This is a genomic window from Nocardioides sp. SR21 (assembly GCF_022761125.1).
Lineage (GTDB): Bacteria > Actinomycetota > Actinomycetes > Propionibacteriales > Nocardioidaceae > Nocardioides.
Genome location: NZ_JAKWJR010000013.1, coordinates 79,170 through 102,048, shown reverse-complemented (window position 1 = coordinate 102,048; position 22,879 = coordinate 79,170). Strand labels below are relative to the sequence as shown.

21 protein-coding genes are annotated in these 22,879 nt (G+C 72.0%); 13 read left to right on the top strand and 8 right to left on the bottom strand.

The genetic code is table 11. The features are described from left to right. Nucleotides 1-17 precede the first annotated feature (17 nt). From MJ604_RS21335 to MJ604_RS21325, 3 genes are all read left to right on the top strand, one after another. Complete coding sequence (locus tag MJ604_RS21335) at nucleotides 18-1,136, top strand: Nif3-like dinuclear metal center hexameric protein (protein WP_243060729.1); 1,119 nt, start codon at nucleotides 18-20, stop codon at nucleotides 1,134-1,136. Between the two features lie 231 nt (nucleotides 1,137-1,367). Then, nucleotides 1,368-1,889: a zinc ribbon domain-containing protein gene (locus MJ604_RS21330; RefSeq protein WP_243060728.1), complete on the top strand. Its 522-nt coding sequence runs from the start codon at nucleotides 1,368-1,370 to the stop codon at nucleotides 1,887-1,889. Next, a complete protein-coding gene (locus tag MJ604_RS21325; RefSeq protein WP_243060727.1) occupies nucleotides 1,886-3,055 on the top strand; it encodes a bifunctional RNase H/acid phosphatase in 1,170 nt (389 codons plus the stop codon). Before MJ604_RS21330 ends, MJ604_RS21325 begins: the two co-directional genes overlap by 4 nt. Before the next feature lie 387 nt (nucleotides 3,056-3,442). Here MJ604_RS21325 and yaaA read toward each other — a convergent pair whose 3' ends face one another. Continuing rightward, entirely contained in the window at nucleotides 3,443-4,198 is a 756-nt protein-coding gene (yaaA, locus tag MJ604_RS21320; protein ID WP_243060726.1) for a peroxide stress protein YaaA, read from the bottom strand. 54 nt (nucleotides 4,199-4,252) lie between these two features. On the opposite strand from yaaA, the gene MJ604_RS21315 reads away from it, so the two are divergent. Continuing rightward, nucleotides 4,253-4,729, top strand: coding sequence for a carboxymuconolactone decarboxylase family protein (locus MJ604_RS21315; RefSeq protein ID WP_374458363.1), 477 nt, complete (start codon nucleotides 4,253-4,255; stop codon nucleotides 4,727-4,729). A 29-nt stretch (nucleotides 4,730-4,758) separates the two neighbouring features. After that, a complete protein-coding gene (locus tag MJ604_RS21310; protein WP_243060725.1) occupies nucleotides 4,759-6,213 on the top strand; it encodes an RNB domain-containing ribonuclease in 1,455 nt (484 codons plus the stop codon). Here the strand turns inward: MJ604_RS21310 and MJ604_RS21305 are convergent. From MJ604_RS21305 to MJ604_RS21280, 6 genes are read right to left on the bottom strand one after another with little or no spacing between them, the layout of a single operon-like run. After that, nucleotides 6,203-6,697 (bottom strand): TspO/MBR family protein, encoded by a 495-nt coding sequence (locus MJ604_RS21305; protein WP_243060724.1) that lies wholly within the window; start codon nucleotides 6,695-6,697, stop codon nucleotides 6,203-6,205. The two genes, MJ604_RS21310 and MJ604_RS21305, sit on opposite strands and share 11 nt — an antisense overlap. A 31-nt stretch (nucleotides 6,698-6,728) precedes the next feature. Further along, on the bottom strand, nucleotides 6,729-8,084 hold the full coding sequence (locus tag MJ604_RS21300) for an LLM class flavin-dependent oxidoreductase (protein WP_243060723.1): 1,356 nt from the start codon (nucleotides 8,082-8,084) through the stop codon (nucleotides 6,729-6,731). A 15-nt stretch (nucleotides 8,085-8,099) separates the two neighbouring features. Further along, nucleotides 8,100-8,432, bottom strand: coding sequence for a carboxymuconolactone decarboxylase family protein (locus MJ604_RS21295; protein WP_243060722.1), 333 nt, complete (start codon nucleotides 8,430-8,432; stop codon nucleotides 8,100-8,102). Next, a complete protein-coding gene (locus MJ604_RS21290; RefSeq protein WP_243060721.1) occupies nucleotides 8,429-9,016 on the bottom strand; it encodes a hypothetical protein in 588 nt (195 codons plus the stop codon). The genes MJ604_RS21295 and MJ604_RS21290 overlap by 4 nt, the downstream gene beginning before the upstream one ends. Beyond that, nucleotides 9,013-9,690, bottom strand: coding sequence for an enoyl-CoA hydratase/isomerase family protein (locus tag MJ604_RS21285; RefSeq protein ID WP_243060720.1), 678 nt, complete (start codon nucleotides 9,688-9,690; stop codon nucleotides 9,013-9,015). The genes MJ604_RS21290 and MJ604_RS21285 overlap by 4 nt, the downstream gene beginning before the upstream one ends. Beyond that, on the bottom strand, nucleotides 9,687-10,847 hold the full coding sequence (locus tag MJ604_RS21280; RefSeq protein ID WP_243060719.1) for a CaiB/BaiF CoA-transferase family protein: 1,161 nt from the start codon (nucleotides 10,845-10,847) through the stop codon (nucleotides 9,687-9,689). The genes MJ604_RS21285 and MJ604_RS21280 overlap by 4 nt, the downstream gene beginning before the upstream one ends. A gap of 194 nt (nucleotides 10,848-11,041) precedes the next feature. Here MJ604_RS21280 and MJ604_RS21275 point away from each other — a divergent pair, with 194 nt between their 5' ends. From MJ604_RS21275 to MJ604_RS21240, 8 genes are all read left to right on the top strand, one after another. Then, nucleotides 11,042-12,607, top strand: coding sequence for an ABC transporter substrate-binding protein (locus MJ604_RS21275; protein ID WP_243060718.1), 1,566 nt, complete (start codon nucleotides 11,042-11,044; stop codon nucleotides 12,605-12,607). Further along, a complete protein-coding gene (locus MJ604_RS21270) occupies nucleotides 12,604-13,635 on the top strand; it encodes an ABC transporter permease (RefSeq protein ID WP_243060717.1) in 1,032 nt (343 codons plus the stop codon). The genes MJ604_RS21275 and MJ604_RS21270 overlap by 4 nt, the downstream gene beginning before the upstream one ends. Further along, nucleotides 13,632-14,564, top strand: a complete 933-nt coding sequence (locus MJ604_RS21265) for an ABC transporter permease (RefSeq protein ID WP_243060716.1) — start codon at nucleotides 13,632-13,634, stop codon at nucleotides 14,562-14,564. The genes MJ604_RS21270 and MJ604_RS21265 overlap by 4 nt, the downstream gene beginning before the upstream one ends. Further along, a complete protein-coding gene (locus tag MJ604_RS21260; protein ID WP_243060715.1) occupies nucleotides 14,542-15,534 on the top strand; it encodes an ABC transporter ATP-binding protein in 993 nt (330 codons plus the stop codon). Before MJ604_RS21265 ends, MJ604_RS21260 begins: the two co-directional genes overlap by 23 nt. Continuing rightward, nucleotides 15,531-16,556, top strand: a complete 1,026-nt coding sequence (locus MJ604_RS21255; protein WP_243060714.1) for an ABC transporter ATP-binding protein — start codon at nucleotides 15,531-15,533, stop codon at nucleotides 16,554-16,556. Before MJ604_RS21260 ends, MJ604_RS21255 begins: the two co-directional genes overlap by 4 nt. Then, on the top strand, nucleotides 16,553-17,638 hold the full coding sequence (locus tag MJ604_RS21250) for an LLM class flavin-dependent oxidoreductase (protein WP_243060713.1): 1,086 nt from the start codon (nucleotides 16,553-16,555) through the stop codon (nucleotides 17,636-17,638). Before MJ604_RS21255 ends, MJ604_RS21250 begins: the two co-directional genes overlap by 4 nt. Next, the gene (locus MJ604_RS21245) at nucleotides 17,635-18,759 is read left to right on the top strand and encodes an LLM class flavin-dependent oxidoreductase (RefSeq protein ID WP_243060712.1); all 1,125 of its coding nucleotides are present in this window, start codon (nucleotides 17,635-17,637) and stop codon (nucleotides 18,757-18,759) included. Before MJ604_RS21250 ends, MJ604_RS21245 begins: the two co-directional genes overlap by 4 nt. A gap of 107 nt (nucleotides 18,760-18,866) precedes the next feature. Then, the gene (locus MJ604_RS21240) at nucleotides 18,867-19,121 is read left to right on the top strand and encodes a hypothetical protein (protein WP_243060711.1); all 255 of its coding nucleotides are present in this window, start codon (nucleotides 18,867-18,869) and stop codon (nucleotides 19,119-19,121) included. A gap of 80 nt (nucleotides 19,122-19,201) precedes the next feature. Here MJ604_RS21240 and MJ604_RS21235 read toward each other — a convergent pair whose 3' ends face one another. Continuing rightward, nucleotides 19,202-22,831, bottom strand: coding sequence for a hypothetical protein (locus tag MJ604_RS21235; RefSeq protein ID WP_243060710.1), 3,630 nt, complete (start codon nucleotides 22,829-22,831; stop codon nucleotides 19,202-19,204). Nucleotides 22,832-22,879: the final 48 nt, after the last annotated feature.

The following is a 22,879-nucleotide window of genomic DNA, read 5'->3' as shown; positions in this document are numbered from 1 at the left end:
ACAGTAGCCTGACGCCCATGCCCGCCCTCAAGGACGTCGTCGACCTGCTGCACGGCTGGTACCCGCCGGCCACTGCCGACTCCTGGGACGCCGTCGGCCTCGTGTGCGGCCACCCGGGCCAGGCGATCGAGAAGGTCATGTTCGCGGTCGACCCGACGTTCGAGGTCGCCCGCGAGGCCGTCGACTGGGGCGCGGACCTGCTGGTCGTGCACCACCCGTTGTTCCTCAAGCCGGTGCACGGGTTCGCGGCGACCACACCGAAGGGGCGCACGGTCACCCGCCTGATGGGCGCGGACTGCGCGCTGCTGACCGCGCACACGAACGCCGACCAGGCCGTCGGCGGTGTCTCGGAGGCGATGGCGCTGGCGCTCGGGCTGAGCGACCTGGCGCCGATCGTGCCCGCGCCGTCGGAGCCGATGGACAAGCTGACGACGTACGTCCCCGTCGACTCGGCGGAGGCCATGCGGGCGGCGCTCGCCGCCGCCGGTGCCGGGCGGATCGGCGACTACGACCAGGCGTCGTTCTCGACGCCCGGCCAGGGCCGCTTCCGCCCCCTCGAGGGCGCGAACCCGGTGCTCGGCTCGGTCGGCGAGGTCGAGACGGTCGCCGAGGAGCGGATCGAGGTCGTGCTGCCGCGGCCGCTGCGCGGCCACGTGGTGCGGGCGCTGCTGGCGGCCCACCCGTACGAGGAGCCGGCGTACGACGTGGTCGAGCTGGCCGACCCGGGCCTGGCCGGCACGGGCACCGGACGGATCGGCTCCGTGCCCGAGACCACGCTGCGCGAGTTCGCCCAGTCGGTGTCGTCCGCGCTGCCGGCGACCGCGCAGGGCGTGCGCGTCGCGGGCGACCCGGACCGGCCGGTACGACGGGTCGCGGTGTGCGGGGGAGCGGGCGACTTCCTGCTCGACACCGTCGCGCGCACCGACGCGGACGTCTACGTGACCAGCGACCTCAGGCACCACCCGGCCGGCGAGTTCAGCGAGCGGGAGGGCGCCGCGCTCGTCGACGTCGCGCACTGGGCGGCCGAGTGGACCTGGCTCCCGGTGGTGGAGGCTCGGCTCCGCGCGGCGCTGGACGATACGGTGGAGACCCGGGTGAGCACCATCCGGACCGATCCCTGGCAATTCCAGATCTAGGAGCCTCCGCTGAAAGCCGCACCGTCCGCCCAACTCGAGCTCCTCAACCTGCAGGGTCTCGACGCCCGAGCCGACCAGCTGCGCCACCAGCGCGCGTCGCTGCCCGAGCTCGCGGAGATCGCCGAGATCGAGAAGCGCCGTACCGACGTCGACAACCGTGCCCGCGACGCCCGGATCGCCGTCGACGACCTGACCGCGGAGCAGTCCAAGGTCGACGCCGACGTGGAGGCCGTGAAGACGCGGCGTACCCGTGACCGGGACCGGATGGACCAGGGGCTGATCACCAACCCCAAGGACCTCGAGCGGATGCAGCACGAGCTGGAGTCCCTCGAGCGCCGGATCTCGACCCTCGAGGACGAGGAGCTGGAGGTGATGGCCCGTCTCGAGGACGCCCAGCGCGACCTCGACGCCCTCACCGCGCAGGTCGCCGAGGCCGACGAGCAGCTCACGGCGCTCGGTGCGACCCGCGACGCCAAGCTGGCCGAGATCGACGCCGAGCTCTCGACCGTGGTGTCTGACCGCGACCCGGTCGCCGCCGGGCTGCCCGAGGACCTGCTGGCGCTCTACGACAAGCTGCGCGCCCAGAAGAACGGCGTCGGGGCGGCCGAGCTCCGGCAGCGCCGCTGCACCGGCTGCCAGCTGGGCATCGACAACGCCGAGCTCGCGGTGATCGCCTCGACCCCGGACGACACCGTGGTCCGCTGCGAGGAGTGCTCGCGGATCCTGGTGCGGACCCCCGAGTCGGGCCTGTGACCGGACCCCGCTCCGTCATCATCGAGGCGGACGGCGGCTCGCGCGGCAACCCCGGACCGGCCGGGTACGGCGCGGTCCTGCGCGATGCCGAGACGGGGGCCGTGCTCGCCGAGGACGGCAGCACGATCGGGGTCGCGACCAACAATGTCGCGGAGTACTCCGGCCTGATCGCCGGGCTCCGGATGGCCGAGCAGTACGCGCCCGAGGCCGACATCGAGGTCCGGATGGACTCCAAGCTCGTCGTCGAGCAGATGTCGGGGCGCTGGAAGATCAAGCACCCGGACATGCAGCCGCTGGCGGCCGAGGCGAACAGCCTGGCGCCGTTCGGGACGACGTACACCTGGGTCCCGCGGGAGCAGAACAAGCACGCCGACCGGCTCGCCAACGAGGCACTGGACGGCAAGCGCAGCGGTGTCACCGTGGCCGGCGAGGTCGACCCGGCCGAGTCGCTGATCGAGGAGGTCGAGTCGCCGGCCCCGTCGATCCAGAGCCAGACCCAGGGCTGGGGCCGCAACGTCGGTACGCCGACCACGATCGTGCTGGTGCGCCACGGCGTCACGCCGCACACGGTCGAGAAGCGCTTCTCCGGCGGGCTCGCCAGCGCCAACCCGGGGCTCAGCGACGAGGGCAGGGCGCAGATCCGCGCGGTCGCCGACTGGCTGTCGCCGCTGGCCGACCGGGTCGAGGCGGTCGTCGCGTCGCCGGTGCGGCGCACGCTCGAGTCCGCCGAGATCCTCGCCGAGATGCTGGGTCACGAGATCGAGGTGGAGCCCGGCTTCGCCGAGATGGAGTTCGGCGTCTGGGACGGAATGACCTTCACCGAGGTGGGGGAGAAGTACCCCGACGACCTCACCGCCTGGCTCGGCTCGCTCGACGCCGCGCCCCAGGGCGGCGAGTCGTTCCGCGTCGTGCAGGCGCGCGTGCTCGACGGCCTCTCGCGGGTGCTGGACAAGCACGCCGGCAAGACCGTGGTCGTGGTCTCGCACGTGACGCCGATCAAGACGCTGGTCTCGCACGCGCTCGACGCCCCGCTCGACGCAGTGTTCCGGATGGAGCTCACGCCCGCGTCGGTCACCGTGCTGTCGTGGTTCAACGGCACCGCGTCGATGCGGATGTACAACGCGCTGCCGCCCGGCAACGACGTGTTCGCCGGGTCGACGTGGTGACGGGCTGGTCGTAGCCGTCGCTGGTTCACCATGTGATGTAGGCGAGCCTGCGCTGGGGGCTGGTCCCAGCCGCCGCAGGTTCACCATGTGATGTAGGTGAACCTGCGCTGGGGGCTGGTCCCGGCCGTCGCAGGTTCACCATGTGATGTAGGTGAACCTGCACTTCACACGGTGTGCAGGCCATGTGAAGTGTCGGTTCGTCTGCATCACATGGTGAAACCGCAGCAGCGCCAACCCGCGCTAACCGCAGCAGCGCCAACCCGCGCTAACCGCAGCAGCGCCAACCCGCGCCAACCGCAGCAGCGCCACCCAGCGCCAACCGCAGCAGCGCCAACCCGCGCCAACCGCAGCAGCGCCAACCGCAGCACAGCACCGCCACCCGCCCAGCTACAGCTCGCTGACCACCACGTCGAGCTGGCTGCCGTCCTCCTCGACCACCCAGTCGAGGTCGCGGAGCACTGCCGCGAGCGTGGCCGGCGTACGCGGGTCGGCGCCGGCCTCGAGCAGCGCCCGCACGATCCGGCCCTTGGTCGCCTTGTTGAAGTGGCTGACCACCTTGCGCTGGCCGTTGTGCTCGTGGAGCACGCGCACGGTCGCGCTCCTCACGCCGGCCGGGCGCCAGAAGTTCACGTAGGTCCCGCTGCGCAGGTCGACAAGCAGGCCGCTGCCGACGGCCTCGGTCACCACGGCGCCGAGGTGCTCGCGCCACACGCCGGCGACCGGACCGAGACCGGGGAGCGTGGTGTCGCCGGAGAGGCGGTACGACGGGATCCGGTCCGCCGGGCGCACCAGCCCGAACAGGCTGGACGTGACCGCGACCCGGGTGTTCGCGCGCCGCTTCGCGCCGGACGAGAGGGTCGCGAAGTCGAGGGCGTCGTACACGACGCCGGTGTAGACCTGGTCGGCCCGCGCGGTCGGCGCGGTCCGCAGCCCGCGGTTCAGCTCGACCCGGTCGAGCTGCGTCGTCCCGATGCCGAGGGTCTTGGCCGCGACGTCCGGGTCGCCCTCGCACAGCTCGACGAGCGCGTCGAGCACCCGCTCGCGGGGAGCGGTGAGGTCGGCGAAGTCGAGCGTCGACAGGTCCAGGGGCTTGCCGCGGCGCGCGGCGGCCTTGCCCTCGCTGGGCGGCAGCAGGATCAGCACCGAGGAAGTTTCCCAGAGGTGTCACAGGCGGGTGACGGCCGGTGTCTTGTGGGCATGACCGAGACACGATTCGACCTGTTCAGCTCCGAGCTCATGACGAGCTTCATCCGACGGTTCACCGGCGCCTCACACGTGGTCGCGGAATCCTCGCTGCCGAAGGCGGTGCAGGAGCTGGTGAAGCTGCGCGCCAGCCAGATCAACGGGTGCGGCATGTGCACCGACATGCACACCAAGGACGCACTGGCCGCCGGCGAGGACCCGACCCGGCTCTTCCTGGTCGCCGCCTGGCGCGAGGCCACGATGTTCACCGAGGCCGAGCGGGCCGCGCTCGCGCTGGCCGAGGAGGGCACCCGGATCGCCGACGCCGCCACCGGCATCAGCGACGACACCTGGCAGGCGGTGCGCAAGCACTACGACGAGGAGGAGGTCGCCGCGCTGATCGCGGTGATCGCCGTCATCAACGCCTGGAACCGCATGAACGTCATCGCCGGTACGCCGGCCGGCGGCTATCAGCCCGGAATGTTCGGGTGATTGTTGGGCGGCTGCCCTAGGGTGCCGGTATGCCGAGCTCCCGCGTCGTCCGGGTCCGATCCGTCGACGACGGGGTGGCCGCCGATCGGCTGCGCGCCGGCATCCAACGCATCCAGGACGAGCTCGGGGTCACCCCGGAGTTCCCGCCCGAGGTGGAGGCGGCCGCCCGCGAGGCGGCCGCCTCGCCGCGGCTCCCTGACCTCGACCGCACCGACATCCCGTTCGTGACCATCGACCCCGAGTCGGCGATGGACCTCGACCAGGCGCTGCACATCGAGGCCGACGGCGACGGGTTCGTGGTGCACTACGCGATCGCCGACGTCGCGGCGTTCGTCCAGCCCGGCGACCCGGTCGACGTGGAGGCGAACAACCGCGGCGAGACGCTGTACGGCGTGGACTCCAAGGTGCCGCTGCACCCGAAGGTGCTGTCGGAGGACGCCGCCTCGCTGCTGCCCGACCAGGTGCGGCCGGCGGTGCTGTGGACGATCCGCGTCAACGGTGACGGCGAGCGGAGCGACGTCCAGGTCGAGCGCGCGCGGGTCCGCTCGACCGCCAAGCTGTCGTACGACGGCGTCCAGGCCGAGCTCGACGCCGGCCGCGCCGACGGGACCATCGCCCTGCTCCAGAAGGTCGGCGAGCTGCGGCTCGCCAGGGAGGCGGTCCGCGGCGGCGTGGCGCTGCCGCTGCCCGAGCAGGAGGTCGACGTCGTGGGGGAGCGCTGGCACCTCGAGTTCCGCGAGCAGCTCCCGGTCGAGCGGTGGAACGCGCAGATCTCGCTGCTCACCGGGTACGCCGCCGCTGCCCTGATGGTCTACGCCCGCGTCGGGCTGCTGCGCACGCTCCCGCCGCCGGACCCGCACGACGTGCAGCGGCTGCACCGCACCGCCCGCGCCCTCGGCATCGAGTGGCCGGCCGAGCAGCTCTACCCGGACTTCATCCGGTCTCTCGACCCCGAGCTGCCTGCGCACGCCGCGATGGTCAACGCCAGCGCGCGCCTGCTGCGCGGGAGCGGGTACGTCGCCTTCGACGGCGAGGTGCCGGCCCAGCCGCAGCACGCGGCGCTGGCGTCGGAGTACGCCCACGTCACCGCGCCGCTGCGCCGGCTCGGCGACCGCTACGCGACCGAGGTGTGCCTCGCGCTGTGTGCCGGCACCGACGTCCCGGACTGGGTGATCGCCGCTCTGCCGGGGCTGCCGAAGACGCTGGCGTCGTCCGGCAGCCGGTCGCGCGCCTACGAGCGCGCGGTGCTCGACCTGGTCGAGGCGGGCGTGCTCTCCGACCGCGTCGGCGACGAGTTCCCCGGCGTGATCGTCGACGTCGACGAGAAGGACCCGCAGCGCGGCGTCGCGCTCATCCACGACCCCGACGTCGAGGCGCGGGTGGTCGGCACGGCGCCACTGCCGCTCGGCACGGACGTGCGCCTGCGACTGACGGTGGCCGACGTGGAGACGCGCAAGGTCGAGTTCGAGCCCGTCAGCGGTTGAGCCACCAGATCGACGCGTTGAGGCAGGTCGCGAACGCGACCCACGCGGCGTAGGGGACCAGCAGCAGGGCGGCCGCCCGCGACCGGGTCCAGAACTGCGCGATCGTCACGCCGATCGCGATCAGCATGGCCACGATCTCGAGCAGCGCGACGCCGTACCACCCGGCCGCGAAGAACAGCGGCGTCCATGCGGCGTTGAGCACGAGCTGGACGGCGTACGGCGCCATCGACGCGTCGATGCCGACGCGGCGCCACACCAGCCACCCGGCGAGCGCGATCATCGCGTACAGCAGCGTCCAGACGGGGCCGAACACCGCGCTCGGCGGCGCGAACGGCGGCAGGTCCAGGCGGTCGTAGGTCTCGCCGCTGTTGCTCGCCGCCGCGCCCCCGAGCGCGGCGACGAGCACGACAGCGGCGACGTACCCGAGCAGGGCGAGCCAGCTCGGGAGTCCCCGGTGTGGTCTGGTCAGCGCGGATCCGCTCATGCCGGACCTGTGCCCGATCGTCAGGAAATGATCAACCTGCCTGCTCAACGCCCTGCCGCGCGACCGTGTGCCGGTTCTCGGCGAACGGCAGGCCGAGGTTCCCGCGCAGGGTGTCCGCGGTGTAGTCGGTGCGGAACAGGCCACGCTCCTGGAGGAGCGGGACGACCTCGCCGGCGAAGCGGCGGAACGTCGCCGGGTGGCTGTAGTCGACGAGGAAGCCGTCGGCCGCGCGGGCCTCGAACCACTGCTGCAGCCGGTCGGCGACGGTGGTGGCGGAGCCGACGAACGGACCGCCGGCCCGGCGCCGGCCGGCCAGCACCGTCTCGCGCAGGGTGAGGCCCTGCTCCTGCGCGAGCTGGGTGACCTTCTGCGCCTGCGTGTAGAAGCTGCGCTCGGCATGCGCGAGCGCCTCGACCGGGAACGGCGCGTCCAGGTCGTGCTGACGGAAGTCGTACCAGCCGAACGAGCGCGAGATGTCCGACAGCGCGTGGTCGAAGCCGTGGTCGGTCTCGCGGAAGTGCTGCTCGAGGTCGCGCGCCTCCTCGTCGGTGTCCGCGACGATCGCGTTGATGCCGGGCATGATCACGATGTCGTCGGGGCTGCGTCCGAAGCGCCGGGCGCGCGTCTTGAGGTCGTCGTAGAACGCCTGCCCGGCCTCGACGCTCGGCGCGAACGTGAAGATGCCCTCGGCGGTCGCGGCACCCAGGTCGCGGCCCTGGTCGGAGTCGCCGGCCTGGAAGATCACCGGCTGGCCCTGCGGTGAGCGCTGCAGGTTCAGCGGCCCGGCGACCGAGAAGTACTCACCCCGGTGGTGGAGCGCGTGCTGCTTGCTCGGGTCGAGGAAGACACCGGTCTCCCGGTCGCGGGGGAACGCGTCGTCCTCGTAGCTGTCCCACAGCGCCCGCGCGAGCTCGACGTACTCCTGCGCCCGGCCGTAGCGGGTGTCGTAGTCGTAGTGCTCCTCCAGCCCGAAGTTGCCGGCGGCGCCCGGGTCGCCGCTGGTGACGACGTTCCACCCGGCCCGGCCACCGCTGATCAGGTCCAGCGAGCCGAACCGTCGCGCCAGGTTGAAGGGGGAGTTGTACGACGTGGTCGCGGTGCCGACCAGGCCGAGGTGCGAGGTGTGGGTGGCCAGCGCCGAGAGCAGCGTCAGCGGCTCGAGCCGGTTGAGGTAGTGCGGCGGCGAGTGGGGGGTGATGAACTGGCTGTCGACGATGAAGATGAGGTCGAACTTGGCCTGCTCGGCGGCCCTGGCCACACCGGCGAACCAGTCGATGCTCACGCTCGCGTCGCCGGGGATCTCCGGGTCGTGCCAGAGCTGGTAGGAGCCCGGTCCGCCGGCGCCGTACGGCACCACGCCGAGCTTGATCGTGCGGTCGTTCGCCATGTCTGTCTCCTGCTGTCAGTGGGTCTGGTGGTGGTCGAGGATCCGCAGCGCCTTGAGGCCGTGCGTGAACGCGCCGCCGGCGCGGATCGCGGCGGTGACGAACGTGACCTCCGCGATCTCCTCCTGGGTGGCGCCGGCGTCGGCCGCGGCCGCGACGTGGCTCTCGAGGCACATCTCGCACTGCGTCGTGAGCGCGACCGCGACCGCGATCAGCTCGCGGTACTTGAGCGGGATCAGGCCGTCCTCGTTCTTGAACGCCGCCTCCGCGAGCGCGGCGTAGCCCGCGGCCTCGGTCGGGGCGGCGCGGCGCAGGGCGGGTGCGTACGAGCGGTCGTTCCTGGCGGTCATCGGGTGGGCTCCGTTCGGTTCGGCTGGGTCCATCGAGAGGTGAACCACGAGACCTCGCCGGTCTCGGGCTGGTACGAGCGGCGGGGGAGGGTGCCGATGTCGGCGCCGTACACGTGGATGCCCACACACGGCTCGTCCCCGCCGCAGAAGACCTGGTGCACGTCGTCGTCGGTGGTGCAGCAGACCGTGACCTGGCCGACGCCCCACTCCTCCTCACCGTTCTGGGTGAGGGGCAGCCCCTCGCGCTCGGGCTTGTCGAAGCTGATCTCGTGCTCGACACCCGAGTGGATGCCGACCACGCCCCACGTCTCGTGGCCGTGCACGGGCGTGCCCTGGCCGACGTTCCACACCGCCGAGGCGATCGAGAACCGGCCGTCGGGGTCGACGTGCAGCGGGTACATCACGTAGCGCTCGGTGTCCGGCCGGGTCAGCGGCTCGGGCAGGTCGATCCCGGTCGCGAGCGCGGCACGCAGCCGCTCGGCGACCAGCTCGGTCAGCACCTGCTCGTCGTCGTGCGCGGCGACGAGCGCGCCGATCTCGTCGATCAGCGTCGCGAGCTGGGGATCGTGGAGGGTGGTGGTCATCGTGCTCCTGTCTGGTAGGTCTGGATGCGGTCACGGAGCCCGGGCCGGTCGGCCAGGGAGCGGACGAGGTGCCCGAGCGGGTCGGCGGCGGTCGTGGCAGCGGCGGCCCGCAGCCGGGCGACGGTGCCGGTGGGGAGCGGGCGCGCGGCGAGCCGTGCGACCTCCGCCTCGGCGTCGTCGAGCGTGGCGACCGGCCGCAGCAGTCCGTGGTCGAACGCCTCGGCTGCCGAGATCCGGCGTCCGGTCGCGGCGGCCTCGGTGGCGTACGGCGGCGACGTGAGCGCCGCGAGCCGTGCGGTGCCGAGCACCGCGCCGAAGCCCGCGCCCGGGAAGCGAAGCGAGGCGTCCGGCAGGCCGAGACGCACGTCGGCAGCGAGCGCGAGGTCCGCGCCGGCGCCGACCGCGGCCCCCTGGACGATCGCCACGGTGACCGCCGGGCTCGCGGCGAACCGCTCGAGCAGCAGCTGGATGCGGACCAGCCGCAGCAGCAGGTCGGCATCGGTCGCCTCGTCGAGCGACCCGAGGTCGAACCCGCCGCAGAAGACCGGCCCGCGGGCCTCGATGACGACGACCTGGGCTGCCGCAGACGTCTCGCGGTGCAGGCGCTCGACCGTCGCCGCGTCGAGGGCGTTGGCCCGCTCGGGCCGGTTCAGGACCAGCCGGGCGATGCTCACCGGGCGGCCCACTCGGCCAGGACCTCGTCGGTCTGCTCGCCCAGTCGCGGTGCCGACCGGTCGAGCCGCGGCTCGGTGCCGGTCGCGCGCACGGGGAACACCGTGGTCCACGACGGTCCGGCGACCGGGACGTCGTACGGCCGCACCAGCCCGCTCTCGTGCACCGCGGGGTCGGCGAGGATTTCGCCGAACCGGTTGACCGGCCCGGACGGGACGCCGGCGGCGCGCAGCAGCGTCACCCACTCGGCTGCGTCCCGCTCGCCGAACGCCTCGTTGAGCAGCTTCTCGAGCTCGAGCTGGTGCGTGACCCGCACGCCCTGCGTCACGAACCGCGGGTCCTCGGCGAGCTCGGGCCAGTCGACGACGTCGCACACGGCCCGCCAGAGCCGGTCGTTGCCGGCCGCGAGCACGAACGACGCGTCTCGCGCCGCGAACACCTGGTACGGCGCGTTGCGCGGGTGGCGGGTCCCGAGCGGTCCCGGCTCGACGCCGGATCCCCAGTACTCGCTGGTCTGCAGCGCCGACGTCGCCAGCAGGCAGTCGAGCATCGGGACGTCGAGGTGCACCGAGCGGCCGCTGCCACGGACCTGGGGGAGCCAGGCCAGGACGCCGAGGGCGGCGTACAGCCCGCTCGTGAAGTCCGCGACCGGTACGCCGGCCTTGGCCAGGTCGCCGTCCTCGGTGCCGGTGACGCTCATCAGCCCGCTCATCGCCTGGATCACGACGTCGTACGCACCGAGCCCGGCGTACGCCCCGGTCTGGCCGAAGCCCGAGACCGACGCGTAGACGAGTCCGCGGTGCTCGGCGGCGAGCGCGTCGTAGCCGAGGCCGAGCCGGGCCAGGACACCTGGCCGGTAGTTCTCGACGAGCACGTCGGCGGCCAGGCACAGCTCGCGCACCCGGGCGAGGTCGTCGGGGTCCTTGAGGTCGGCGACCACGCTGCGCTTGTTGCGGTTCACGGCCGCGAAGTTGTGGCTGAACCGCTCGCCGTCGGCCTCCGCGATCGGGGGCCACGCGCGCATCTGGTCGCCCGTCGGGCTCTCGATCTTGACCACGTCGGCGCCGAGATCGGCGAGCACCAGGGCCGCGAACGGACCCGCGGCGACGTGGCCGAACTCGACGACCCGGACACCGTCGAGTGGGCGTGCGACAGTCATGAAACCCCTTTCAGGGCTTGGGTTCTGGGTGATTTCAGGGGGACGTTCGGGGGAGTGGTCGATGTCTCAGCACGACACGTCCGAGATGTTTGACCACCCCTTGGACGCTCTGCTTAAGTCTACTAAACCACGTAACTATGGTGTCTTACTCAAGTAGTTCCCCGAGATGGACCACCCGAGAGGCAATCCCGCAGATGACCAGTTCCCCCGGCGGCTTCCGCCGCCGCTCCACGCGGACCCGACGGTCCGTGCTCGCCGTCAGCCTCGGCCTCGCCGCCGCGCTCACCCTGTCCGCCTGCGGCGGTACCGCGAGCGGCGACTCCGGGTCGAGCGCCGCGGGCGGCACCGGGACGATCAAGTGGGCCTGGCAGCTGCCGACCACCTGGGACCCGGTCACCTCGTCGGCCGGCTCCGACGTCCAGATGCTGGCGCTGACGTACTCGTCGCTCACGCACCTCGACAACAACGCCAACGCGATCCCGAACATCGCCGAGTCGTGGGAGTACAACGACAAGGGCACCGAGGTCACCTTCAAGCTCCAGGACGGTCTGGAGTTCAGCGACGGCACGCCGCTCGACGCCACCGCCGTGAAGTCGAGCCTCGAGCGCGGCCGCGACGCCGAGAACTCGCTGGTCGCCCCGCAGCTCGCGGACCTGAAGGACGTGAAGGTCGTCGACGACCTGACGTTCACGCTCGTCCTGGCCGGACCGAACTACCAGTACCCGAACCTGCTCGCGGGCAAGACCGGCATGATCGTGAACCCGGCGGTCGTCGAGTCCGACGTGGAGTCGCTCGCCACCAAGCCGGCCGGCTCGGGCCCGTTCGTCCTCGACAGCTACACGCAGAACGCGAGCGCGAAGCTGACCCGCAACCCCAGCTACTTCAAGGCCGACGAGATCGAGGTCGGCAACTTCGAGCTGTACCCGGCCGCGGATGCTGCGACCGTCGTCGCCTCGATCCAGTCGGGCCAGTACAACGTGGGTCTGCTCCCGGGCAGCCAGGTCGAGGCCGCCGAGGCCGCCGGCCTCGAGGTCCAGGTCATCCCGTCGCTGTACGTCGCCACGCTCGACGTGCACTCGGGCAAGGAGCCGTTCACCGATCCGAAGGTCGTCGAGGCGCTGCACTTCGCCGTCGACCGCCAGCAGCTCGTGGACGCCGGTCAGTTCGGGATCGGCGAGGTGAACTACCAGCCGTTCCCGCCGGGCCACGTCGGCTACAACGCGGAGCTCGAGGACGTCTACGCCTACGATCCCGAGAAGGCGAAGCAGATCCTGAAGGACGCCGGCTACACCGACCCGATCCCGGTCACGATCAGCACCGCGAACCCGGAGGGTGTCCCGGAGCTGCTGCAGGCGCAGCTCGAGGCGGTCGGCTTCAGGGCCGAGATCGAGACCATCCCGGTGGCGCAGTTCACCCAGCAGGTCTACATCAACCACGAGAAGGCGCTGGCCGTCGACGGCTTCGCCGGTCGTGAGTCGCCCGTGCAGGCCTTCCAGGTGCTGTTCAGCGAGACCGGCCTGATGAACCCGTCGCGGGAGCAGAACCCCGACGTGTTCGCCGCGCTCGACAAGGTGATCAAGACGCCGACCGACGACCCGTCGTACCCGGCGCTCCTCCAGGAGGCCACCAAGCTCGCGGTCACCACGATGCCGAACACCTTCCTCTACACGGTGCCGCGCGTCATCGCCCGCGCCCCGGGCGTCTCGGAGGTCCCGGACGGCCTGGCGCTCGTCGAGTGGAACGGAGTCACGGTCAAGTGAGTGCGACCGTCGCAGCAGGTACGTCCTGGCCGACCGAACGCATCCGGCGCCTGCGTGGGTACGCCGCCGCGTTCGGCCGGGTGGCTCTGATCGCCGTCACGGTGTTCCTGTTCGCGACGGTCCTCACCTTCGGGCTCGGCGCGCTGTCGGGTGCCAACCCGGCAGCCGCCGTGCTCGGGGAGACCGCCACGCCGGAGGACATCGCCCGGATGAACCACCAGTTCGGGCTCGACCTGCCGTTGTGGCAGCAGTACCTGAACTGGCTCGGCAACGCGCTCCAGGGGGACCTCGGGGTCTCCTGGTTCACGACCGTGCCGGTCACCGACAGCATCCGGGCGGCGCTGCCCGTGGACCTGTCGATCGCCGGGCTGGCGCTGCTGCTCGCGGTGGTCTTCGGCGTCACCGGCGGCGTCGCCGCCGCCCTCAGCAACGGCGGCGTGGTCGACCGCACGGTCACGCTGCTCTGCTCGATCGTGGCGACGATGCCGCCGTTCGTGATCGGCATCGGGCTGATCGTGCTGTTCTCGGTCCAGCTCGAGTGGCTGCCGTCGGGCGGCTACGTGCCGATCTCGCAGAGCCCGGTGGAATGGCTCCGCTTCGCGATCCTCCCGGCGCTGGCGCTCAGCGTGGACGCCGCGGGCGGCCTGGCCCGCCAGCTGCGCACCTCGCTGGTGGGCGCGCTCCGGGAGAACTACGCCACCGGCGCCGAGATGCGCGGCTTCTCGCGCCGCCGGGTGCTGTTCGGGCACGTGCTCCGCAATGCGTCCGGCCCGGCGCTGGCCGTCCTCGGTCTCGCGGTGCCGACGATCATCGGCGGCGCGGTCATCGCGGAGAAGCTGTTCAACCTCCCGGGCATCGCCCAGCTCGCGCTGCAGTCCGCCGAGCAGGGCGACGTACCCGTCATCCTCGGCACCCTCCTGGTCACGGTCATCGTCGTGCTGATCGCCAGCACGGTCGTGAACGTCATCCAGACCGCCCTCAATCCGGTCGCCCGCCGACCGCGGAACCCGCAGGGAGGCACCTCGTGAACACCCTCCGCCTGGCCTGGCGCGACCCCGCCGGCAAGGCCTCGATGATCGTCCTCGCCGGCATCCTGTTCCTGGTCTTCTTCGGGAGCATGCTCGCCCCGCACGACCCGCTGGCGCAGGACCCGGCCAACATGCTGCAGAACCCGAGCGCCGAGCACTGGCTGGGCACCGACTACCTCGGTCGCGACGTCCTCAGCCGGCTGATGGCCGGCACCCGCATCTCCGTGCTCGGTGCCGTGGAGGCGGTGCTGACCGCGATGCTGATCGGCATCCTGCCGGGCCTCGCCTCGGTGTGGCTCGGCCCGAAGTTCGAGTGGTTCTCCCTGCGCGTGACCGACACCCTGATGGTCGTTCCCTTCACGGTCTTCGCGATCGCGGTGGTCGGGACCCTCGGCAACGGGCTGCACCAGTCGATGATCGCGATCGGCATCTTGATGTCGCCGCTGTACTTCCGCGTCACCCGCGCGGTGACGATGGGGCTGCGCCAGCAGCAGTACGTCGAGGCCGCCGAGCTGATGGGCGCCTCGCAGTGGTGGATCCTGCGCAAGCACATCTGGTCGAAGGTGCTGCCGACGCTCGCGGTCACCACCGCGCAGGCGCTCGGCACCGCGCTGCTGGTGATGGCGTCCCTGACGTTCCTCGGCCTCGGCGTCACGCCGCCCGCGCCGACCTGGGGCGGGATGCTCGCCAGCGACCTGGCCTACCTGACCCAGCAGCCGTGGGCGCCGCTGTTCCCCGGCCTGATGATCATGCTCACCGTCGGCTCCCTGAACCTGCTCGCCGACGTGGTGCGCGACGCGACGCCGGACGGCGTACGCCGCAGCTGGCGTCGCCGGCTCACCAGTCCCAGCGCCGGCCCGATCACGGCGCTCCCCACCGTCATCGAGCCCGAGAAGGAGCGTGCCGATGCCCGCGTCCCCGCAGCCTGAGCCCACCCTGCGAGTCTCCGACCTGGCGATCACCGTCGGCCAGGACCGGCGAACCGCCGTCAGGGGTGTCGGCTTCGAGATCGGCCGCGGCGAGTCCGTCGGCCTGGTGGGGGAGTCGGGCTCCGGCAAGACCCTCACCTGCCGGTCCGTGCTCGGGCTGCTGCCGCCCGGCGTCGAGCTCGCACAGGGCTCGATCCTGCTGGGCGACACCGACCTGACCCGCGCGAACCGGCGCCGTTGGGACAAGATCCGCGGCACCCGGCTGGCCGCGGTGTTCCAGGACCCGGCGTCGTACCTCAACCCGTCGCTGACCGTCGGGCACCAGCTCGCCGAGCAGCTGCGGGTGAAGCGCAGGCTGTCGCGCAAGGAGGCGCACGCGCGCAGCGTCGAGCTGTTCGAGGAGGTCGGGCTGAACCGGCCCGAGGTCGTCTACCACCAGTACCCGCACGAGCTGTCCGGCGGCATGCTGCAGCGCGTGCTGATCGCGATCGCGGTCGCGCTCGAGCCGGAGCTGCTGATCGCCGACGAGGCGACCACGGCGCTCGACGTGGTGATCCAGGCCGAGATCCTGCAGCTGCTGTCGCGGCTGCGGCGTACCCACCACCTGTCGCTGCTGCTGGTCACCCACGACCTGGCGGTGGTCGCGGAGACGTGCGACCGGATCCTGGTGATGTACGGCGGCGAGATCGTCGAGAGCGGCCCGACGGACGAGGTGCTGGCGGACCCTCAGCACCCGTACACGCGGGCGCTGCTCGCGGTCGCGTCGATCGGCGACTGGAGCCGGCGGACGCTGGAGGTCATCCCCGGAAGCCCGCCGGAGGCCGGTGCAGTGCTGCCGGGCTGCCGGTTCGCGCCGCGCTGCCGCGACGTCGTGGATCGCTGCACGTCCGGGCTCGTGCCGCTCGTCGACACGACGCCCGGGCGGAGCGCGCGGTGCGTGCGCCTCGACGAGCTGGTGAGCGCCTCGTGAGCGCGCTGCTGACGGTCTCCGACCTGACCGTGACGTACGCGCCGCCGCGGCGGTCGGGCTCGATCGGCACCGGTGCCGCGCTGGCCGGGGTCGACCTCGACATCCGGCCCGGCGAGATCATCGGCATCGTCGGCGAGACGGGGTCGGGCAAGACCACGCTGGCCCGTGCCACGGTCGGTCTGGTCAAGCCGGCCGCGGGACGGATCGACTTCGACGGCACGGACCTGGGCGCGCTGCGCGGCAAGGCGCTGCGGCAGTTCCGCCGCAGCGGGCAGGTGCAGCTCGCGTTCCAGGACCCGCTGCGCTCGCTCGACACCGACCTGTCGGTCGGCGAGCTGGTGGCCGAGCCGCTCGACGTCGTCGGTGACCTGACGCGGGCCGAACGCCGGGAGCGGGTGGACGAGGCGCTCGGCCTGGTCGGCCTGGACGCCGACTCGTTCCGCGACCGCTACCCGCGCCAGCTCTCGGGCGGGCAGCGGCAGCGGGTGTCGCTCGCTCGGTCGATCGTGACCCGGCCGCGGCTGCTGTTCTGCGACGAGCCGGTCAGCGCGCTCGACGTCTCGAACCGCAACCTGGTGCTGCGGCTCCTCGACCGGCTGCGCACCGAGCTCGGGCTGGCGGTGGTGATCATCGCCCACGACCTGAGCTCGCTGGCGGGCGTCGCCGACCGGGTCGCGGTGTTCTACCGGGGCCGGCTCGTCGAGCACGGCCCCATCTCCGACGTGCTCGAGAAGCCGGTGCACCCGTACACCGCGCTGCTCGCCTCGTCCGCACCGAGCGTCGAGCACGACGACCGGCTCTCGCCCCTGGAGCTGCGGGTCCCGGTCACCGAGGCGCGTACACCGGCCGAGGGCGCGTGCGTGTTCGCGGCCCGCTGCCGGTTCGCCCACGACGCCTGCGCCGAGCAGCCGCCCCTGGTGCCGGTCGCCGGCACCGACCGTTTCGCAGCCTGCCACGCCGCCGACAGCTGGCGACGTTCCCTCAACCCCGAGACCGACCCCCAGAAGGAAGCACTGTCATGACCATCGAGTTCATCGGCTTCGCCGCCACCCAGGAGTTCTCCGAGACGACCGGGGCCGGCACCGGGCCGGCCGTCGACCGGGAGTACCTGCAGACGGTCGCCGCGGCCCACGAGGGGTCCGGGTTCGACCGCGTGCTGATCGCGCACTCGTCGGCCAGCCCCGACGGCTTCGTGATCGCCGACCAGGTGCTGAACGCGACCTCGCGGCTCGGGGTGCTCCTCGCGCACCGGCCCGGCTTCCTCGCACCCACGCTGGCCGCCCGTGCGTTCGCGACCCTCGACGCGTTCCACCCCGACCGCGTCGCCCTGCACGTGATCACCGGTGGTGACGACGCGGACCAGCGCCGCGACGGTGACTTCACCGACAAGGTCACGCGCTACGCCCGCACCGACGACTTCCTCACCGTGCTGCGCAAGGAGTGGGACTCCGAGGCGCCGTTCGACCACGACGGGGAGTTCTACCGGGTCGAGCAGGGCTGGTCGTCGGTGCGACCCGGCGGCCGGATCCCGATCTACTTCGGCGGCGCGTCCGAGGACGCCGTCCGCGTCGGCGGCAAGCACGCGGACGTCTACGCGTTCTGGGGCGAGCCGCTCGACGGCATCCGCGAGCGGATCGAGCAGGTCCGCGCGGCGGCCGCGCCGTACGGGAGGAAGACGCGGTTCAGCGTCAGCCTCCGGCCGATCGTGGCGGACACCGAGGAGGCGGCGTGGAAGCGTGCCGAGGAGATCCTCGAGAAGACCCAGGAGCGGGTGAACCAGGCGAACTCCGTGTTCAAGAAGCTCGACCACTCCGAGCAGCACGGCTCGCAGCGGCTGCTGGACGCGGCCGCCAAGGGCGACGTGCACGACAAGCGGCTGTGGACCGCGGTCGCGAAGGCGACCGGCGCGGCCGGGAACTCGACGGCGCTGGTGGGCAGCTACGAGCAGGTCGCCGAGTCGCTGCTCGACTACACCGACCTCGGCGTCACCACCCTGCTCATCCGCGGCTTCGACCCGCTCGACGACGCTCGCGCCTACCGCCGGGTCATCGACCTGGTCCGCGAGGGCGTCGCCCGCCGTACGCCCGAGCTGGTGTCGGCATGACCGCCACCGTCGAAAGCAGCACCCGCACCGTCGAGCTGCTCGGGATGATCGGCACCCGTGACGCGTCGGAGAGCCGGCCCGGCTCGGGTCCGGCGATCGACGCGGAGTACACGCGCCGCTTCGCCCGCGCCCACGAGGACGCCGGCTTCGACCGGATCCTGATCGGCTACGGGTCGAGCTGGCCCGAGGGCACCCAGGTGGCCGCGCACGTCGCCGCGAACACCGAACGGCTCGGCCTGCTGGTCGCGCACCGGCCGGGCTTCGTCGCGCCGACGCTGGCCGCGCGCACGTTCGCGACCATGGACCAGTTCGCGCAGGGTCGGATCGCCGTCCACATCATCACCGGCGGCAGCGACGTCGAGCAGCGTCGCGACGGCGACTACCTGGGCCATGACGAGCGCTACGACCGCACCGACGAGTACCTCACGATCCTGCGCCGGGCGTGGACGTCGACCGAGCCGTTCTCGTTCGACGGCCGGCACTACACGTTCGAGGACTACGCCGGAGGCGTGCTGCCGTACGCCGACCGGCACCTCGAGCTGTTCTTCGGCGGCTCGTCGGAGGCGGCGTACCGCGTGGGCGGCGCGCACGCCGACACGTTCATGCTCTGGGGCGAGCCGCTGGCGCCGACCGCGGAGCAGATCGCGTCGGTGCGCGCGGCCGCGGCGGCGGCCGGCCGGCCGGCACCGCGGATCTCGGTGTCGTTCCGCCCGATCGTCGCCGCGACGCGCGAGCTGGCGTGGGAGCGGGCGTACGGCATCCTCGACCGGATCAAGGGCGGCCCGGGCCGGGCGTTCCTCCAGGATCACAAGTTCGACGCGAAGGGCGCACAGCCGGAGAACACCGGCTCGCAGCGGCTGCTCGCCGCCGCGGCCAAGGGCGACCTGCACGACCGGGCGCTGTGGACGCCGACCGCCACCGCGGCCGGGGCCGGCGGCAACACGACCGCGCTGGTCGGTGACCCGGAGACCGTGGCCGCGGCGATCCTCGACTACGTCGAGATCGGAGTCGACACCATCCTGATCCGCGGCTACGACCCGCTCGACGACGCCATCGACTACGGCCGGCACGTGCTGCCGCTGGTCCGGCAGGAGGTCGCACACCGGCGGGCGCAGGGCTGAGCTGTCTGGTCCGGTCCGCAGAACTCTCAAGCCGGTCGCTGGTGGGGCCGATGAGGAGGGTGGCGACACCGCCGGACGACGATCTCGGGCAGACGAGGAGGACCACCATGGCACCGACCCAGCGGGTCCTCATCGGCGCGGACATCGAGGACCTCCTCGATCGTCACTTCAAGGAGATCGCTGCGGAGATCCCCCGGATCCTCGACCTGATCGAGCGATACACGATGCGCATCGCGCGGCAGGAGGGCGCCGCGCGAGACGCACTCGTGGCCGAGTTCCGGGAGGAGCTGCTCGGGCAGATCCGCAGCAGGTTCACCGTGGTGGTGGCCTCCGACGAACGGCGCCTCTCCCAGATCGCCTGACGCGACCCACGCCCGCTCGACCTCCTGGCTTCTCGGAATCGATCCTGAAGCCAGGAGGTCGAGTGCATTGCTGAGGCGGGTCAGACGACGGCGCTCGGCTTCGACGTCCTGGTCTCGGCGGCGTACCCGGGCTTGCTGCCCGTGACCTGGAGGGTGATCCGGGCGCCCTTCAGCGCTCGGGTCAGCTGCAGCGTCTTCCCGGTGGCTCCCTTGATCGCCCTGTCATCGGCGAACCAGCGGTACTTCAACGTGACGCCGGCGTCCCAGGCCCCCGGCTTGGCGGTGAGCGTCCTCCCGACGTCTGCCCGGCCGGAGAGCTTCGGGGTCGGGGTCTTCGTCAGGCTCCCGAGCGCGACCTCGGCGGTCCGGGTGGAGGTCTCGGTCGTGGCCTGGTAGTCCGCCGCCGAGGACCTGGCCCGGACTCCGAGCCGGTGGCCCCGGTCAGCGGCGCCGGGCGTGTAGGTCGCCTTGGTGGCGCCGGCGATCGGCTTGCCGTCGCGGAGCCACTGGTAGGTCGTGCTGGCCGACGCGGGATAGGTCGGCACGGTGGCCCGCAGGGTGGTTCCGACCTTGGCGGCTCCGCTGACCGAGGGTGCCGACGTCACCGGCGGCGTGGGTACGTCGACCTCCTGGGTGAGGATGAACGTGGTCGTCAGCGGACTGGTGTCGGCCCGAGGTCCGGCGTCGGGCAGCCACGCCCGCGCACGGTAGGTCCCGTCCTCGAGGCCCAGCGGGAAGAGCTTGGCGTAGGGGAAGGACTCGACCCCGTCGGCGTCGTAGAAGAACGGGATCGGGCCGCACATCCTGCGCTCCGGATCCGGAGGGCCACCACCCTGGTAGGTGAGGCCGACGCAGACGTTGCCGTCGTACCAACCCCACTCGGTGCGGCCGCCGAGCACGGCCGGGTACATCGTGGGCAGGTGGTCCACCGCGAAGTCGAGGGGATCCACGTCGCTCAGCACCGCGGCTCGGAAGCGGTTCTCCGTGGACGGGACGACGTGGATGCTGACCACCATCAGGTTGCGGTTCGTGTTGGTCTGGGAGACCACGATCGGTACGTCGTAGGTGCCGAGGTTGTCGACGGTCGGGTGGCCGCTGACGAACAACCCGTTGCCGTCGGTGGAGACCACCAGGTTGCCGGAGTCGGGCAGCACGAACGCGCCGGTGGTGTTCCCGGTCGCGGGGTCCACGAGGCCGAACTCCTGGCCACCTCCCGTGCCCGGGACCAGCGTGGCCACCTGGTAGTCGGAGTTCGCCTGGTCGACGAGGGGGAACTCGAGCTGGGCGGTGCGGTCGGTGACGGTCACCGTCCCGGGCATGGTGTCGTTGGCGTCGTCGGGCGGCGCCTCGAACGATGGGCGCCCGGGGTTGTCGAGGCGCAGCTCCTGGGTGAAGCTGCCGCCGTACTGGTTGGTGCTGGTCACCGTGATCGGCTGGCGCAGGTCGGTGGCCGGGGTGAGCGTGTGAACGAGGCTGTCCACCAGGCCGGTGCGCGGGGTCGTGCACTCCAGGGGATCGGTCTGGACGCAGGTCTGCGTGATCGTCGTGGTGGGTGCCGGCCCGGTCGCGCCGAGCTCGGAGGGCCAGGTCACGGTGGTCGTGATCTCGTCGCCGGGGACGGGCTCGGTCATCTGCAGGTCGACCTCGGCCCGGTTGGAGCCGTTGTCGATCAGGGTGAGGGTGGGCGTCGCGATCGCCGGGGCGCTGACCGGGAACTCGACGACGCCGTACTTCTTCACCGAGGTGTCGGACTTCTGGGTCATCGTCACGTCGGCGCGGTACCGACCGGTGACGGTCGGCGTGAAGCTGGTGCCGTAGCCGCCGCCCGGGGTCGGGACGTCGATCCACTGCTGGGTGTCGGGGTCGAGCCGCTGCACGGCCCAGTCGTAGGTGAAGTCGGCCTGGGAGGCCTCGTAGTCGATGGTGCTCCCGTCCTCGTTGACCGGGTTGGGGCGCAGGATCACCGGCCGGTTGGCGATCAGGGGGCCGACCGCGCTGGGGCGCGGGCCCGAGAGGTTCGCGTAGGGCTCCGGCTTCAGCTGCACCCGCACCCGCTGGCCGGCGGCGTTCAGGTAGCTGATCGTGTCCTCGTTGGTGCCGACGAGCCCCTTGTTGTCGGAGCCGGTGACGGACCAGCCGCCCAACGACGACGGTGCTCGGGCCGCCACCTTGTCGGTGCCGTCGACGTCCTGGTAGCCGAAGCCCAGGGCGGCCGTCTCCTCCTGACCCGCCTGCTGGACGATCATCCAGTCGCGGCTGAAGCGGACCGAGGCGTAGCCGCCCTTCTGCGGCACGGAGATGCTGCTCTTCTCCTGCACCGGGCCGGTGCCGACCCGGACCAGGAACCTCCGGTCTGCCGACGTGGTCTCGTTGTCGGTCCAGAGCCGGGTGGAGTCGGGTACCGCCTGATCGAGCTGGTTGACGGTCGTCCAGCGGACGATGTTGCCGAGCAGCTTGTTGGTCGCCTCTGCCGAGCGGTACTCGGGCTCGTTCCCCGGCGTGTAGCCGCTCCGGATCGGCTGGCCGGAGTACTTCGCGATCAGCGGGTTGAGCCCCAGGGGGTCGGTCCCCTTCGCCTCGTCCACCCGCTTCTTGAGCTCGGCGCCGACCGACTCGCGCTGGACCACCTGCCAGATGCTGATCGCGAGGATCACGGCGGCGACCAGGATGATCCCCACCGGGCCGGCCGCGGCTCCCGCGCCGACGGTGGTCGCCGAGCCGAGCGTGGTGACGACGGCGCCCGCCGAGCCCACGCTCGAGGCGAAGAGCGCCTGGCTGCCGATGACGAACACCACGAGGGCGGAGAGGGACGCCGAGGCGCCCACGAGAGCGCCGACGGCGGCCGCGGCCCCGATCGCCAGGCCGATCCCGGCGCCGACCGTCGCGGCGACCGCGGCGTCCGCGGCGTTCTTCCGCACGGCGTCCTTGGCGTAGGCGTCGAGCCCGAGGTCGTGCCCCTTCGCGTAGGCACCCCAGGTCGTGAAGTCGTCGACCGAGGGGATCGGCGGTGCGAAGGCGAACTGGGCGGCGAGCGACGACTGGGCGTTGTCGCACGCGTCCTTGACCGCCTTCGGCAGCGGCAGCGCCTTGAGCGGGGTCCCCGCCGGCGGCAGCGGCGGCCGGTAGCCGCAGCCACCCACCCCCTCGAAGGCCTTGTACTCGTCGTACGCCGCCTGCGCCTGGACGCGGTCGTCCAGGCCGTACTCGTTCTCCACGAAGTCGAGCGCGCGCTGCTCGTCCTCGGTCAGCTCGACGCCGTAGACCTTCCGGTCCATGATGTCGAGGAGCCGGTTCAGCATGTACGCCCGGACCTGGGGCCGCGCGTAGCGGAGGATCCGCTCGTCGCTGGGCAGGTCGTAGGTCACCCTGATGTACTCGACCGCCTCCGCGACCATCCACCCGAGCGCGCTGGCCGCCTCCTCGCCGGCCTTCACCACCGGCGCCGAGTCGCTGGCTCCGGTGACCTCGATGGGGGTCTGCGGGCCGTCGGTGGGGCCACCCAGGCAGAGCGTGTTGCCGGGGATGCCGGGGATCGCGGTGCACTGCGACGCAGCCTGCTGCTGCCCGGCACCGGTACCCGGGAGCTCGACGTTGATCGGCGTGGAGCTGTCGCCCGGGCCGTAGTTGATGACCAGGGGAGGCATCCCGGACAGGTCCACCTCGTAGGTGTCGTCGGCGTACGCAGGTGCGGCGCGCAGTACCGAGCTCACCAGGAGGAGGGTCAAGGCTCCGAGGAGCCATCGGACGCGGGAGAAATC